The sequence below is a fragment of the Bathymodiolus platifrons methanotrophic gill symbiont genome, from assembly GCF_002189065.1.
Classification (GTDB): domain Bacteria; phylum Pseudomonadota; class Gammaproteobacteria; order Methylococcales; family Methylomonadaceae; genus Methyloprofundus.
On sequence record NZ_BDMN01000046.1, the window covers coordinates 1 to 15377 of the forward strand.

The 15377-nt window shown below is 40.1% G+C and carries 17 protein-coding genes and 5 tRNA genes; 19 read left to right on the forward strand and 3 right to left on the reverse strand.

The genetic code is table 11. The features are described from left to right. The 5 genes from CDZ78_RS22670 to CDZ78_RS03285 form a co-directional block, all read left to right on the forward strand. The coding region (locus CDZ78_RS22670) for a hypothetical protein (RefSeq protein ID WP_211200757.1) at positions 1–195 on the forward strand (195 nt) is incomplete at its 5' end. Between the two features lie 191 nt (positions 196–386). Beyond that, positions 387–1070 (forward strand): outer membrane lipoprotein-sorting protein, encoded by a 684-nt coding sequence (locus tag CDZ78_RS03275; RefSeq protein ID WP_244559147.1) that lies wholly within the window; start codon positions 387–389, stop codon positions 1068–1070. 110 nt (positions 1071–1180) lie between these two features. Next, entirely contained in the window at positions 1181–1453 is a 273-nt protein-coding gene (locus tag CDZ78_RS22860; protein WP_087868120.1) for a hypothetical protein, read from the forward strand. Continuing rightward, positions 1450–2388, forward strand: a complete 939-nt coding sequence (locus CDZ78_RS03280) for an ISAzo13 family transposase (protein ID WP_230990509.1) — start codon at positions 1450–1452, stop codon at positions 2386–2388. The genes CDZ78_RS22860 and CDZ78_RS03280 overlap by 4 nt, the downstream gene beginning before the upstream one ends. 447 nt (positions 2389–2835) lie before the next feature. Then, complete coding sequence (locus tag CDZ78_RS03285) at positions 2836–3552, forward strand: hypothetical protein (protein ID WP_167374153.1); 717 nt, start codon at positions 2836–2838, stop codon at positions 3550–3552. A gap of 127 nt (positions 3553–3679) precedes the next feature. Here the strand turns inward: CDZ78_RS03285 and CDZ78_RS03290 are convergent, their stop codons facing one another. Beyond that, positions 3680–4330 carry an MOSC domain-containing protein gene (locus tag CDZ78_RS03290; protein WP_087868693.1) on the reverse strand — a complete coding sequence of 217 codons (651 nt, stop codon included), beginning with the start codon at positions 4328–4330 and terminating at the stop codon, positions 3680–3682. A 284-nt stretch (positions 4331–4614) separates the two neighbouring features. Between CDZ78_RS03290 and CDZ78_RS03295 the strand changes: the two genes are divergently transcribed. Together CDZ78_RS03295 and CDZ78_RS03300 are read left to right on the forward strand one after the other, a co-directional pair. Continuing rightward, entirely contained in the window at positions 4615–4866 is a 252-nt protein-coding gene (locus CDZ78_RS03295) for a type II toxin-antitoxin system Phd/YefM family antitoxin (protein ID WP_087868703.1), read from the forward strand. After that, positions 4856–5143, forward strand: coding sequence for a type II toxin-antitoxin system RelE family toxin (locus CDZ78_RS03300; RefSeq protein WP_087868694.1), 288 nt, complete (start codon positions 4856–4858; stop codon positions 5141–5143). The genes CDZ78_RS03295 and CDZ78_RS03300 overlap by 11 nt, the downstream gene beginning before the upstream one ends. Positions 5144–5563: 420 nt before the next feature. Here CDZ78_RS03300 and CDZ78_RS03305 read toward each other — a convergent pair whose 3' ends face one another. Beyond that, a complete protein-coding gene (locus tag CDZ78_RS03305; RefSeq protein ID WP_087868695.1) occupies positions 5564–6388 on the reverse strand; it encodes an MOSC domain-containing protein in 825 nt (274 codons plus the stop codon). A gap of 94 nt (positions 6389–6482) precedes the next feature. Here CDZ78_RS03305 and pedA1 point away from each other — a divergent pair, with 94 nt between their 5' ends. The 12 genes from pedA1 to CDZ78_RS03375 all read left to right on the forward strand — a co-directional run bounded on the left by pedA1 (position 6483) and on the right by CDZ78_RS03375 (position 15071). Beyond that, entirely contained in the window at positions 6483–7637 is a 1155-nt protein-coding gene (gene pedA1 / locus CDZ78_RS03310; protein ID WP_087868696.1) for a lanthanide ABC transporter ABC transporter substrate-binding protein PedA1, read from the forward strand. A gap of 8 nt (positions 7638–7645) precedes the next feature. After that, positions 7646–8608: a PQQ-dependent catabolism-associated beta-propeller protein gene (locus CDZ78_RS03315; protein WP_087868704.1), complete on the forward strand. Its 963-nt coding sequence runs from the start codon at positions 7646–7648 to the stop codon at positions 8606–8608. Between the two features lie 183 nt (positions 8609–8791). Beyond that, positions 8792–9529 (forward strand): lanthanide ABC transporter ATP-binding protein PedB/LutE, encoded by a 738-nt coding sequence (pedB, locus tag CDZ78_RS03320; RefSeq protein ID WP_087868697.1) that lies wholly within the window; start codon positions 8792–8794, stop codon positions 9527–9529. Continuing rightward, positions 9529–10329, forward strand: a complete 801-nt coding sequence (pedC, locus tag CDZ78_RS03325) for a lanthanide ABC transporter permease protein PedC (RefSeq protein WP_087868698.1) — start codon at positions 9529–9531, stop codon at positions 10327–10329. The genes pedB and pedC overlap by 1 nt, the downstream gene beginning before the upstream one ends. A 126-nt stretch (positions 10330–10455) precedes the next feature. Continuing rightward, positions 10456–10986 (forward strand): hypothetical protein, encoded by a 531-nt coding sequence (locus tag CDZ78_RS03330; protein ID WP_087868699.1) that lies wholly within the window; start codon positions 10456–10458, stop codon positions 10984–10986. Positions 10987–11044: 58 nt separating this feature from the next. Next, positions 11045–11119: transfer RNA gene (locus tag CDZ78_RS03335), tRNA-Gly, on the forward strand. Between the two features lie 49 nt (positions 11120–11168). Next, positions 11169–11242, forward strand: a tRNA-Cys gene (locus CDZ78_RS03340). Between the two features lie 38 nt (positions 11243–11280). Continuing rightward, entirely contained in the window at positions 11281–11445 is a 165-nt protein-coding gene (locus CDZ78_RS21645) for a hypothetical protein (RefSeq protein ID WP_167374154.1), read from the forward strand. Positions 11446–11503: 58 nt separating this feature from the next. Then, positions 11504–11578, forward strand: a tRNA-Gly gene (locus CDZ78_RS03350). 49 nt (positions 11579–11627) lie between these two features. Next, positions 11628–11701 (forward strand) — tRNA-Cys (locus CDZ78_RS03355). Positions 11702–11725: 24 nt separating this feature from the next. After that, positions 11726–11800, forward strand: a tRNA-Gly gene (locus tag CDZ78_RS03360). A 2881-nt stretch (positions 11801–14681) separates the two neighbouring features. Further along, positions 14682–15071 carry a hypothetical protein gene (locus CDZ78_RS03375; RefSeq protein WP_087868702.1) on the forward strand — a complete coding sequence of 130 codons (390 nt, stop codon included), beginning with the start codon at positions 14682–14684 and terminating at the stop codon, positions 15069–15071. A gap of 71 nt (positions 15072–15142) precedes the next feature. On the opposite strand, the gene CDZ78_RS21650 is transcribed toward CDZ78_RS03375, so the two are convergent. After that, positions 15143–15310: a hypothetical protein gene (locus CDZ78_RS21650; protein ID WP_167374155.1), complete on the reverse strand. Its 168-nt coding sequence runs from the start codon at positions 15308–15310 to the stop codon at positions 15143–15145. Positions 15311–15377 lie beyond the last annotated feature (67 nt).

The following is a 15377-nucleotide window of genomic DNA, read 5'->3' on the forward strand; positions in this document are numbered from 1 at the left end:
CAGGCGCGCCATGCTACCTCACAACATTCTGGGACTCCTGTCACCAACATTCATTCGCCTACGCAGCGAATGGGAGATGCCCAGGTCGCCCTGCGTCCGTCTCAACTACGCACAAAACCCTGCTCCGTTAAGACTACCTCAAATGGCTGGACGGCTATTCGGAATGCAATTCTTGCCTCCCTCGCGCGCTACTAGCGCACTTCGGATCAGCGAATTGCCCTGTCGCCTACCAGGGACTAAAAATCATCACTCCGCTTAGGCTCCGTTTCCCTGATTTTAAGCGAATGAAAAAAATTGTCATCAGTTTATTATTTTGTTTGCTACCGGGGCTTGGCTTTGCAGAAGAAATAACGAGTGAATAAAAAGGCCTCGAAATCATGCAGGAGGTGGATAAACGTGATTTAGGCTGGGGTGATATGAGTACGAATATGCAAATGATCCTGAAAAATAGAAATGGAGATGAGCATATACGGAGTTTGCGCTTAAAAACTTTGGAAATGCACGATGATGGTGACAAAAGCCTGAGCATTTTTGATAGCCCAAGAGATATAAAAGGGACTGCTTTTCTGAGCTTTACTCATGCTCTGGATGCTGATGAGCAATGGTTATATTTGCCTGCACTTAAACGAGTCAAACGTATTTCATCAAGTAACAAATCTGGCCATTTTTTAGGCAGTGAATTTGCTTTTGAAGATTTAACTTCATTTGAATTGAAAAAATATAAATATAATTATTTACGCGATGAGGTGTTTGATGGCGTTGATAGTTATGTGGTTGAAACATTTCCCCAATACCAGCATTCTGGTTATACACGTAATATCGTATGGATAGATAAAGAGCGCTATATTCCCATGAAAATTGATTATTATGATCGTAAGAATGCGTTGATAAAAAGCCAGAAATTTATTGATTATAAGCAATATCTGGATCAATACTGGCGGGCAGCAAAGACTGAGATGCAAAACCATCTAACCGGGAAAAGTACGACACTGCTCTGGCAAAGTTACAAATTTCGTACGGGTCTGACCGCACGTAATTTTGATAAAAATACTTTAAAGCGTTCACGTTAAAACAACCTAAGGAATGTGCACGAAATAACTTCCTGAAGCAGCCAAGCTTGAATAATGAAATATCTCCCCTAAATTAAGGTTATCTTAATTTATTACTCAGTGGTTGTCTTATGTCATTTCCTTATAAAAAAAATATCGAAAAGTCGATGAAGAAATTTTATGACTCACTTTGTGAAAAAAATAAGCGACGGTATGCCGCCATTGAAAGTGAAAAATTATCTCATGGTGGCGTTAACTATATTTCAGCTTTATTAGAGTGTGACCCAAAAACTATCCGCCAAGGAAAAAAAGAACTCACCGAATTAGAACTGGATATAACAGGAATCAGACAACCTGGAGGCGGTCGAAAAAAAAGACCTCTACCCCTGAATACAGTGGAATAGATCAAGACTTTTTAGATATTCTTCAACAGCATACAGCAGGCAATCCAATGAATTCATCTATTAGGTGGACTTATCTAAAGCCGCGTGAAATCGTCAGTGAATTATTAAAAAAGGGTTATTCTGTCAGTCGTAATATCGTTCGATATTTATTAAAAAAACATGAATATGTTAAGCGCAAAGCCCAGAAAAACATTACGATGGGTGGTCATCCTGACCGCAATGCTCAATTTGAAAATATTACCCAATTGAAGCAGGACTACCTGGATGCGGGAAACCCTGTTATTAGTATGGATACCAAAAAGAAAGAGTTATTGGGTACTTTTTATCGTAATGGATCGCTCTATACACAAGCAGCCATTCAAACGAATGATCATGATTTCCCTAGCTCTGCAACAGGCAGTGTTATTCCTCATGGGTTTTATGACCTCAAACGAAACACAGGATATATCACGCTTGGAACGAGTCATGATACCAGTGAATTTGCCTGTGATAGCTTATTTCAATGGTGGGTAAACGAGGGTATTATTCATTATCCTAAAGCAAAATCATTGTTGATCCTTTGCGATGGTGGAGGGAGTAACAGCTCACGGCACTACATTTTTAAAGAAGATTTACAAAAGACTGCGAATGCACTTGGATTGGAAATTAGGATTGCCCACTATCCTCCTTATACCTCCAAGTATAATCCCATTGAACATCGTTTTTTTCCTCATGTGACTCGTGCTTGTGAAGGTGTTGTATTTGACTCGGTTGAAACAGTTAAAACATTGATTTCTAGAACATCAACGTCAAAAGGACTAACAACAATTGTTCACATACTCGACAAAATATACGAGACAGGACGAAAATATGCCGCTGACTTCAAAGAAATAATGCCGATTGTATTTGATACACATTTACCAAAATGGAATTACCGTGCAATTCCTCAAGAATAATTAATATCGGGAAGTTGTTTCGTGCTTATTCCTTAGGCATCTGGGAACACACATCATCCATCTTTGCTGGTCTTTTTATCCGTCATCAGCACGGTAGCTAGTTACGTAGCCAGCTTGCGCCTATTGCTACAGCACTGATGACAAACAAAAATCCTACCAAATATTGGACGCTTATTTATTTCCAGGTGCCTTACCGTAGGTCGGGTTAGATTTTTTTGCAAAGCAAAAAAACGTACCCCGACAAAACAGGGCGCTAATTTCAGGCAAGGTTACTTGTTTTTATGAAAGGTTTGACGGTTGCTGGTTTGTTCTGCATATACTTCGGGCGGTCGCGCGTGACGTATAAGTTTTATTGATGTGTCTAATAACATTCGAGCGTACAACTCTTTGATCTCTTCCTTTCAATCCCTTCTTGTCCTTCATGGTAATAACTTCAGTCTATTTATCTTGCCAGGCTTTAGAGAAATGCCATTTACTGGTGTTGAAGGTAGGCCTAGAACCCAACCAGCGATTGATGGTGACCAGGCTGTTTTTGATAAAAACGGCTTTGCGCGTCAGGTGGCCTATGCCATACGCTGGTCACATTCGATTGGTGACTGGGATATTGGTCTATCCAATTTTTATGGTACCAGTCGCGACCCACTTATATTGGTGGAAACAGACTCGGCAGGACTGGTATCCCTAACACCGTATTATCAGAACATCAATCAAACTGGCCTAGATGTGCAAGCGACCATAGAAAGCTGGTTATTAAAGCTGGAAGCAATTGTTCGAGTTAGTGAAACTGATACGGATTTCGCCACCGTTGCTGGTGTTGAATATACCTTTTTTAATATTGCGGAGACAGGGCTGGATATAGGTCTGTTAGCTGAGTATCTTTATGATAGTCGGGGGAGGTTTGCACCTACTGCTTTTCAGAATGATTTTTTTACTGAAATACGTTTTGCTTTAAACGATGTGCAGGATACGCAAATATTGGCTGGCGTGATTGTTGATAGCAATACCTATGAGCAATTTTATAATATTGAGGCCAGTCGACGCTTTTTTGACAGCTTTAAGCTGGAAGTTGAAGCACGTTTTTTTAATGGCGCCTCAGCGGGTGACCCCACGTATTCTTTTCGTAAGGATAGTCACTTCAGATTTGAGTTAAGTTATCATTTTTAGGTTTGTCGATTATGTTATTAATCTTGAGTGCCCTACAGTCTGTAGAGCGGCACTTTAACCCGAATTTTACCGCACTTTAGTCGTGCGAAGAGTCTATTAAAAGAGTAATAAACGGATGTTTATAGGTTTAATTTCCAGCAGCTAACCGGGCTGTTACTTTTTTAGACCATTCAGCAGATAGCTCTGGAATAAGTACCACCTTTTCCAGAACAGATCTCGGATCTTGAAAATCCTTATCATAATAGGCCCTGAATAAAGATTGAACGCTTACCCTGGATGTTCCTTCCTTGATTACCTCTACCTTATTACCCGTTTCAATTACACCCTCTTGCAGTACACGTAGATAAATGCCAGTGGCAAAGTTTTCAATAAACAAACGCGGCATATTTTTATTTCCCACTGCAATACCTAGTTTAAAGCAGGGTACTCTTGGCTGGGTAATCTCCAGAATACATTGCCCTATGCTGAGTTGGTCACCAATATGCAAAGTCGATTCATCAAATCCTGATATGGTTAAATTCTCTCCAAAGCTACCAGGCTTTAATTCCGAGTTTTGTAGGGTATTCCGCCAATAAGGATAATGGTCAGAAGAAAACGCATAAACCGCTTTATGTTCACCCCCATGATTTTTTAAATCGGCTTGTAGGTCGTCTTTTAAATTAGCTTGAGTAACAAAAACGGGTGCATCAATCGGCTTTTTAAAAATACCGGTTGATATCGTTTTTCCCTGATAATCAACATCAATGGGGCGAGAAGTGTTAATTGATAAGAGGAGCATGATTTTTCTCGTTATTTTGGCAAACAATGACAAGAAGTATAAACCAAAATGGATAAAGTCATGCAGTGCATGGCGAATTTATATATAAGAGCGCTGGCTTTAGTTTGCAGAGAGTACAATAGCTCGTTCACTTCTCCCCCCCCCCCTTGAGAAATGGGGTTATTTAATAAAACCTCCCTAACCCCTCCTGAAGACAGCGCTAGAAAGCTGCAAGAAAAAACATTGAAAAGATCTAAAAAAAGAGCTATAAATAGCATCTATTTTAAATGTTTTTTGAGGTGATTATGAGGCAAGTGCTTTCAAGTTGTTCAGCAAGTATTTCGGAATTAAAGAAAAACCCAACAGCATTACTGGCCGAAGCCGAAGGGGCACCTATAGCAATACTTAATCATAATATTCCAACAGCTTATCTTATTCCTGCTGAAACTTATGAATGGTTATTGGAAAAACTAGAAGATTCTGAATTAGCCCAGATAATGAAAGAACGCGCTGGTGAAAAAAAATATGCAATAGAAGTGAACCTTAGTGAGTTATAAGGTTAAATTTTTACCAAGTGCTTTAAAAGAGTGGAAAAAGTTAGCTCCTCCGATACAAAAACAATTTAAAAAGAAACTCATTGAGCGCTCAGAGTCACCGCATAACCATGCCAGCCAGCTAAGAGGGTTTCAAAATACTTATAAAATTAAACTTCGTTCTGCTGGTTATCGATTGGTCTATGAAGTAAATGATAATGAAATCATAATTTATGTTATTGCTGTTGGAAGAAGAGACCGAGGCTTGGTTTATAGCAACGCGGAAGAACGTAACAAATGAGTAAAAATAACTGTGGGCAGATATGTCCCCAGTTATTGAAAGACCAAGTCATTAAAAAAAAGCTAAAGATTTTTTACTCCTCCCAGGAGTTTAAAGCAAACACCTTTCTCATCGCGTACAAACCCCCTAGTATATTTCCAGCTGTAATAATTTATAAGACTCTGTAATTATTTAATAATATCTAAATTAACCACGATTTTATACATGTGAAAACAGTAAATATAACTGATCAGCCTACGTTGTAACATATTGCATATTTAATGCAATATTCCTTAACTTAATGGTAGTGAGGTTTTGGCCTGTATAGCTAAGTTATAATTTTAGCATCAAACATACCATTATTATTCATTGTAGGGCGGTGCTTTAGCCCGCCTATCGAATTAAAAAAGCGGGCTAAAGCCACGGCCTACATTGGCATTGTTATTCTAATGGTGGTTGAGCCGAGCCGGTTTCATTGATAATCACTGTATCACCCACCTGCAATGTCCCTAGGTCATCATGCAATGCATTCTGGCCAAAAAATACCTCATTATTCCATTTTCTGGTTTTTGCCATTGTGCGCAGCGGTTCTTTGTCGGATATGGCTGTGTCAGGGTCTATCTGAGGTATGGCGCAGCGAGCGCAGGGTTTGGGTAGTCTGAATAAAATGCCGCCGATACTGATTTTACGCCAGCGATCTTCGGCATAAGCGGTGCAGTCTTTAATGACCAGGTTAGGGCGAAAGCGGCGCATGGATAATGTCAGACTCATTTGCTGGTTCAATAGCGCTAAAGAAGCTTCGGAAACAATCAGAAAGGGAAAGCCATCACTAAATGAGGTCTGGTCATTTGACTGCGCATATTTTTGATCAACTGTGCGTATGTGTTTCTTCGGCTGATAAACCAGTGTGCAGGGGAATTGTAAATAATCTCTAAACCACTGACTGGCTTGCTGATTAACTTCTTGTGCCTGGCATTTATCTCCCCACACAGTGACTTCCCGGGTAAGTTCTGTTTCTGGTGGGTTGAGATCAAGCGCTAAATTTTCTTGGCCGGGTGCGGAGATAATTAATTGCTGATCAATAATCTGCGTTTTTAGCAAGGCCATTTTTGGCAGGCGGCGCTGCGATAAAAACTGCTGATGATCATCGGCCAGCATCCATTTCCTGTCGTATTTTAGCCCGGTCTGGGTGACTTGCCACTGCTTTACTTCTATACCGGCAAGGGACTTTATAGGGTAAATAAAAATACGACTAAGCGTAGGCATGGTTTTTACCGAGATCTGAGTGACACTAGGAGATTTATAGCATGGGCTAATATATAATAAAAAACCGAATTGCTACAGAATTTCTAAAATAAAGATGCCGACTCGATTATTTTCATTTTTTATTCTTATATTATCGTTAGTTTGCAGTACTCAGGTACCTGCCAGCGATCATCAGGATATTAAAATTGCCTATATTACCCAGGAACAACAAGTGCCGGCGCTTGAGCCATTTGTTGCCGATAAAGGCTTGCAGGGTGCGCTATTAGGCCTTAAAGATAGTAATACTACGGGGCAGTTTACTGACCAGAATTACCTATTAGAGCAAGTGATTGTGCCTATAGGCGGTGATGTTAAGGCGGCGTTTACAGAATTATTAACGCAGGGCGTGCAATTGATTGTGGTCAATTTGGCTGCCGCTCAGTTAGAACAATTAGATCAGATAAATAAAAATCAGGCTTTGCTATTTGATGTGGCAACGCGCACTGATGCTTTTCGGCACAAGCAGTGCTTAAGTAATGTTTTGCATTTGTTGCCTAGTCGAGCTATGCGTGCAGATGCCCTAGCGCAATATATGCTTAAAAAACGCTGGAATCGCTGGTTTCTGGTGCAGGGTAATACCCCGGAAGATGCTTTATATGCGCAGGCAATCAAGCGCTCAGCTAAACGCTTTGGCATGAAAATCGTAGCAGAGAAAAAATGGCTACATACCTATGATGCGCGGCGCACTGCGCAATCTGATATTCCAGTATTTACGCAGGTAGATGATTACGATGTGCTGATTGTTGCTGATGAGCAAGGCTTGTTTGGGGAATATATCAGCTATAGAACCTGGTTGCCCCGGCCAGTGATTGGTACGCAAGGTTTGGTGGCTACTGCCTGGCATCGCACTCATGAACAATGGGGCGCGGTACAGATTCAAAATCGCTTTAAAGCAATGGCTAGTCGGCAAATGCAGGAACAGGATTATGCAGCTTATCTTGCGGTACGGGCTATTGGCGAAGCGGTAACTCGGACTAGAGCGATGGATGCCGTATCCATTAAAGCCTATTTATTAAGTGCAGATTTTAAATTACAAGGCTATAAAGGCAGGCCGCTCAGTTTTAGGAGCTGGAATGGTCAATTGCGTCAGCCGGTATTATTAGCTGCGCCGACCTCGTTAGTAACCGCTGCCCCTTTAGAAGGCTTTTTACACCCGAACAATGAATTAGATTCATTAGGCTATGATCAGCCAGAAACACAATGCCAATAGGAATGAATATGAATATTAAAGTATTACTTAGTTCGGCGCTGTTATTAATTTCAACTAGCAGTACTGCAGAAACTGTTTTTGTCAGTCTGGAAAAAGATAATGCGATTGCCGTAGTAGACCCGATTGCAGGTAAATTGATTAAAACAGTCAATATTGGTCAAAGACCGCGCGGTATAAAGCTTAGCCCAGATGCCCAGACGCTTTATATTGCGGTGAGTGATGATGATACCGTGCTGGAAGTGGATGCCAATACGCTGAGCGTCATAGGCAAACTGCCCTCGGGTGAAGACCCGGAAACCTTTGCCATCAATTCATTAGGTACGCGCATGTATGTGTCTAATGAAGATGATAATCAAGTGACGGTGATCGATTTACAGAGCAAGCAAGCCGTTGCAACAGTTGCTGTGGGAGTGGAGCCGGAAGGCATTGCTGTAAGTCCGGATAATCAATGGATCGTCAGCGCCTCGGAAACGACCAATATGGTGCACTGGATTGATGCGAAAACGCATGAGATTAAGGCTAATACACTAGTTGATCCACGTCCGCGGGCTTTAAGCTTTAGCGCAGATGGACAGCAACTATGGGTAACATCGGAAATCAATGGTAGCTTGATGGTTATTGATGTTGCCACGAAAGAAATTACCCAGCGGATACACTTTGCTGTGCCGGGTGTAGGTAAAGAAAAAATTCAGCCGGTCGGAGTAGTGGTTGATGATATACACCAATGGGCCTATGTAGCACTTGGCCCAGCTAATCGGGTTGCAGTGGTTAATGCGCAGACGTATAAGGTAGAAAAATATTTATTAGTCGGTGCAAGAGTATGGAATCTGGCATTCTCTCCTGACCAGCAGCGCTTATACACGACCAATGGGGTGAGTCACGATATTTCCATTATTGATTTAGCAGAACATAAAGTAACTAAATCCATAGCAGTAGGGCGTTACCCCTGGGGGCTGGCAGTTAAACCTTAACACAGGTGTAGAGCGGACTTTAGTCCGCTAGTTCTGCGTTTTCTATGGCAATGAAAAGTTCCAAGATCACTTGGGCGTGATGCAGGAGCGCAGGTCCTTAGCCTGCATTTAACAACAGCAGACTAAAGACCTGCATCCCTTAACAGCAAAATTTTTTAATTTATTAAGGTTATCAGGACAGAAATGGCTAAACATCCGGCATTGGCAATCACGGACTTAAGTTTTTCCTATGGAAAAAAACAGGTACTGCATGATTTGAGCCTAATAGTGGAAGAAGGGCAGTGTTGTATTTTACTGGGCCCGAATGGCGCAGGAAAAAGCACGCTATTTTCCTTGATTACCCGTTTATACGCGCATAAACAGGGCGATATTCAACTGGCTGGCTTTAATATCCAGAAACGACCGCTCAAAGCATTAGCGCAATTAGGCGTTGTATTTCAGCAAACTACCCTGGATCTGGACTTAACGGTTCAACAAAATCTACGCTACCATGCTGCTTTACAAGGTATTAGTAGCAAAAAGGCAAACCTGGGGATACAGGAGCAGTTAGAGCGCCTAGGCATGTATGAACGGCGAAAAGAAGTAGTGCGTCAGCTTAATGGCGGGCATAGAAGACGGGTAGAAATTGCTCGCGCTTTAATGCATAAACCCAGTGTATTATTATTAGATGAGCCAACAGTAGGCTTAGATGCTCCGAGTAGACAAGCGATTGTTGATCATGTACATCAACTAGTTGAGGATGGCAGTCTGGCTGTTCTCTGGGCAACGCATTTAATGGATGAAATTTATGCATCAGATAAAGTAGTACTGATTCATCACGGTTCTGTCAAAGCAGAAGGGGGGGTGACAGATATAATTCAGCAAGCTCAAGCGGATAATATCAACGATGCTTTTTTTAAATTAACTCAGGGAAAAAGCTGATGCGTATTTTTCATTACTGGTTTGCTCTTTGGGGGATAGTGTCCAGAGAGTTATTGCGTTTTGTAAAGCAAAAAGAACGATTTTTATCCGCATTAGTCAGACCTGTAATCTGGCTATTTGTTTTTGCTGCCGGATTTAGAGCCGCATTAGGTATAGCCATTATCCCTCCCTACGAAACCTATATATTATATGAGGTATATATTACTCCCGGGTTAATCGGCATGATCCAGTTATTTAATGGTATGCAAAGTTCCTTGTCAATGGTCTATGATCGGGAAATGGGCAGTATGCGTATCTTATTGGTAAGCCCTTTACCGCGCTGGTATTTATTATTATCGAAATTGTTCGCGGGTGTTTTTGTTTCCATTCTGCAAGTCTATGTTTTTTTGGGAATTGCCTGGTTTTATGAAATACAGGCTCCTTTAGAGGGTTATTTATGGTTATTGCCAGCCTTAATGCTCTCGGGGTTAATGCTAGGTGCTTTAGGTCTGTTGCTGTCATCATTTATTAAGCAACTGGAAAACTTTGCGGGGGTGATGAATTTTGTAATCTTTCCGATGTTTTTTATGTCAACTGCACTATACCCCTTATGGAAGCTACAGGAATCAAGTGAATGGCTTTATAAATTAGCAGAATATAACCCTTTTTCTCAAGCAGTAGAGTTTTTGCGTTTTGCACTCTACGGGCAATTTAATCAGCAGGCTTTTATTTATACAGCAGTTGCATTTGCGCTATTTTTGATACTTGCTATCATAGGCTATAATCCTTCGAAAGGAATGATGAAACGAAAAGGTCGTTAACTTCGAGGTATTTATAACTTTAAGGTTTTGCATGCTTGCAGTAAAGCAAAGGTTAGGATTTATTCTGGTTGGCTAAAAACAACTAGCGAAATAATAAAAAACTAAAATAACAATGAGGTGGTTCCGGTGAGTGAAGATAAATCAAATGATGTAGTAGAAAACATTAAAGAAACTGTTGAAGAAGTCGTAGATGATGTAAAAGAAACAGTTGAAGAAGCGGTTGAGGCTGTAGAGGACGCAGTTGATAATGCAAAACCAGCTCTTATCAAGTTAAAAGAAGAGAATCCTAAAGTATTTTATGGTGGAATTGCTGGTATCGTAGTTGTCTTAGGGTTTATTTTTCTATCAGGTGGCAGTAGTAGTGTAAAACAACATGCTCAAGCAGCTATTTCAATTGGACAATCTTATACGTTAAAGGCACCTAATTCGGTGGGTGAGTCAACCCTGAAAATATTAAAAGTTCCTGGGTCAATGACATCATTTGATAACCCTGAAGATGTTGTTTGTAAGGCGCCGGTAGGTGCTTCAGTTGTTGCTAGAGATTTTAAGGATGCATTTGGCAAAAAGCAACTTTTTGTTCAAGTAGAAATACTGCAGGAAATAGGTGATTGTCGCCAAGGTGCTAAAGGCTGGACACTTAAAAATAATTTAAAATAAATGAACAGCAGATATTGACAGAAATGCTAATATCGCTATAATAGGTAATTCAATCAGAGCGGGAATAGCTCAGTGGTAGAGCACAACCTTGCCAAGGTTGGGGTCGCGAGTTCGAACCTCGTTTCCCGCTCCATAGAATTTAGAAGCCGCGGTTAGTCGCGGCTTTTTTATTGCGAAACAAAGGCTGCGTAGCAAAGTGGTTATGCAGTGGCCTGCAAAGCCATCTACATCGGTTCGATTCCGATCGCAGCCTCCATATATACAAGAAATAATCCAAAATGCGGGAATAGCTCAGTGGTAGAGCACAACCTTGCCAAGGTTGGGGTCGAAGTTGTTGCTAGAGATTTTAAGGATGCATTTGGCAAAAAGCAACTTTTTGTTCAAGTAGAAATACTGCAGGAAATAGGTGATTGTCGCCAAGGTGCTAAAGGCTGGACACTTAAAAATAATTTAAAATAAATGAACAGCAGATATTGACAGAAATGCTAATATCGCTATAATAGGTAATTCAATCAGAGCGGGAATAGCTCAGTGGTAGAGCACAACCTTGCCAAGGTTGGGGTCGCGAGTTCGAACCTCGTTTCCCGCTCCATAGAATTTAGAAGCCGCGGTTAGTCGCGGCTTTTTTATTGCGAAACAAAGGCTGCGTAGCAAAGTGGTTATGCAGTGGCCTGCAAAGCCATCTACATCGGTTCGATTCCGATCGCAGCCTCCATATATACAAGAAATAATCCAAAATGCGGGAATAGCTCAGTGGTAGAGCACAACCTTGCCAAGGTTGGGGTCGCGAGTTCGAACCTCGTTTCCCGCTCCATAAAATCTATATAAATCAGTAGATTGTCAGTATTGCATAGTTCTGTCTATTGCAGTCTATAGTCCAGTAAATATTCTACTTAGAATTAATCTCGTTTAGTGTACGTTTCCCAAAATGTATTAGCTTTATCTACAAACGAGAGTTCAATAATACCCGAGCCTGACTTGCCTTTTGACCCTGCCGCACTAGAAAAACAGTTGCGTAGCCTGCTATGAGCCAGTTTTCCTTGCGCAGTTATGCAGCCAAAATCCTGCGTCATACTTTCGGGTATTATTAAATCCTCGCTAAGAAGCTTACATGCTTATCATACGGCTATATGCTTTCCATCATCAAATTGGTTTTATTCGTAAAAATGACTCTCCTGATTGTTTAATTTTCTCTGTTGAAAAATTAAAAAAAAGATTTTCCTGCAATAGTCGACTGTTGAATAAAGCCATCATTCAATATTTAAGAATGCAGGCATACGTTGCTCAGAACCCACCAATTTAAAATTTATCCTAAATTAGTACCCTGAAATTAATTTATTTTTGACCCATTTGGGTCATGTGTTTTGATTTTAGGTAGTGTACCCTTGTATTGAGTTTATGATTAAATCAGCTTTAACAAATACCAGATAAACTAAAGATCTCAATCTCATCAACAATCCAGAATATTTGAAATAAAGAGGGCAGAGTAATTTGTTAGAATTTCTGATTTAAGGTTTTGTAGGTTTAAGAAATTGAAAATGATTACTAACATAATTCTCGTAGATTCGAATTTCTTAGTACCGAAATACAAGCTATCGGTTTATGGTACGAATAAATTCTGACTTGCAATAAATAATATTTTTCACACCTTCGTTGAGGATGGTCATAAGCGAAGCATTAGGCCATCTGTTAGTTATATTTTAATAGCTTTCCGAGTAAGGTATGAATATAGAAAACACACTCGTACCGCTTGATATTGATGACAATAATTTCAGGTAATGATCTGAAAAAAACAGGGGGAATAATATGTTATTTGCCACTAATCGTACGCCAAAAAACTCTACTAAAACTAAGTTAAACAGAAAAATAAAATTTTCTTTGCAGAACACATCTGTTAGTCAGAATATGTATTTCTGTGAAAGAAAGGGTAAAAATGATTATGTTGAGATAGGTAATCAAGATTGTTCTCTTCTTTTTAATTATAGGCAATAATATAGAATATTTATTAGCTAATAGTTAATATGCCTTGTGTGGCTATGGTTGCAGTTTTTTAACTATCGAAATTAGATAGCGAGGCTTATATGTCATATGCTTAAGGCGCTGTCATGTCTCTGTCGCGGTATCTGCTTTCGCTAAAAACGGCTCATGATAATGGTATAACTGTCACCGTACGAAGTGTAACAGGTCGTTTTTTAAATACTACCGCTGAAAATCAGGGAAACGTAGCCTAAGCGAAGTGATGATTTTTAGTCCGCGATAGCCGTAGGGCCGTTGTTTTGTCGGAGTCTGAGCGTTAGCGAAGGTGGAGACAAAATAAAAGGCCATCCGACACGGCGTCAAGTCATTTGGAGCCTATGTTCCGACCCCTTGTTGGGTCGGGACGAGGTGACGAGGACGAATCGGGGCCGCCGGAGGCATAAGTGGTCGCGTTAAGTTTTTGCTGCTTGCTTGGGCTGGGATGCCCAAAACAAGCTTTCGCAAAAATAGCGACTCCCCGCTTTATAAATTTATCCTAAATTAGTACCCTGAAATTAATTTATTTTTGACCCATTTGGGTCATGTGTTTTGATTTTAGGTAGTGTACCCTTGTATTGAGTTTATGATTAAATCAGCTTTAACAAATACCAGATAAACTAAAGAACTCAATCTCATCAACAATCCAGAATATTTGAAATAAAGAGGGCAGAGTAATTTGTTAGAATTTCTGATTTAAGGTTTTGTAGGTTTAAGAAATTGAAAATGATTACTAACATAATTCTCGTAGATTCGAATTTCTTAGTACCGAAATACAAGCTATCGGTTTATGGTACGAATAAATTCTGACTTGCAATAAATAATATTTTTCACACCTTCGTTGAGGATGGTCATAAGCGAAGCATTAGGCCATCTGTTAGTTATATTTTAATAGCTTTCCGAGTAAGGTATGAATATAGAAAACACACTCGTACCGCTTGATATTGATGACAATAATTTCAGGTAATGATCTGAAAAAAAACAGGGGGAATAATATGTTATTTGCCACTAATCGTACGCCAAAAAACTCTACTAAAACTAAGTTAAACAGAAAAATAAAATTTTCTTTGCAGAACACATCTGTTAGTCAGAATATGTATTTCTGTGAAAGAAAGGGTAAAAATGATTATGTTGAGATAGGTAATCAAGATTGTTCTCTTCTTTTTAATTATAGGCAATAATATAGAATATTTATTAGCTAATAGTTAATATGCCTTGTGTGGCTATGGTTGCAGTTTTTTAACTATCGAAATTAGATAGCGAGGCTTATATGTCATATGCTTAAGGCGCTGTCATGTCTCTGTCGCGGTATCTGCTTTCGCTAAAAACGGCTCATGATAATGGTATAACTGTCACCGTACGAAGTGTAACAGGTCGTTTTTTAAATACTACAGAGGTATGATAGTTTGGACTGTGGTTTTATTGATGTTTTATGAATAATGGGTGCCTGTTTGAAGCAGAATATAATGATAGGAGTAAAAAAGCTTTAGCTTTTTCCGAAACAGCAATAGCTGAAGCTATTGTACTCCACTCAGGTTTTTGAATGTTAACAGCGCTAAAAATACCCTTCTAGCAAGGGTGTAGTCAAAACCACATTCTTAGAACGTGGATATTTAATTTTATAGGTATTTGTGATGCGTATTGTAGTAGTGTTATTGCTTTTTGCTTTTTTTTAGCCAGCTATGGCGATTAATAAATGTGAGATAAATGGCAAAATTTCTTATCAATCAGCGGCGTGTCCTACGTATGCAAAAAGTAAATCCTTAGTGAAGGATAAATATATTAGTGAGCAACAGTTACAAAAATATAAACGTGAGCATAGAGAGAAATCTGAGCAAGGCTTCAGAAAGTTATACCCACCTAAAAATCCAGCAGTTGTCAGTGAGAAAATCCCTGATAATGTTCAGCAAACTGAGCCGCTGCAGGAGCAGAATAAGCAAACAGATAAACACGAGCCCCCACATGTGAATGTGCCCAGACCATTTGACTATGTAAATACCAAACTAGAAAAGATGGATCGAGAACTGGATGAGCATAATAAAAAATTACAGCAACTGCAAAATACACAGTAGTTATTAAGTATCTGAAGTTTCCCAATTATTGAGTAGCTGAAATACACAATGCTGGTGTATCGAGGTTTATTTTAGGTGGTTTTGCCATGTTTATAGCAAACCCCTACCGCTGTCAGCCCCGGACGGGCTGATAGTCTCCAGAAGGCGCAGGGAAATTTGCCAATCCGAAGTGCGTGATAGCGCGCGAGGGAGGCTAAAATTTTATCCCGAATAGCCGTAGAGCCATTTGAGGTAGCCATGACTGAGCTGCTTTGTGCTCAGTCTGTGTCGGACGCAGGGCGGCTGGAGCATCTCCTATTCGCTGCG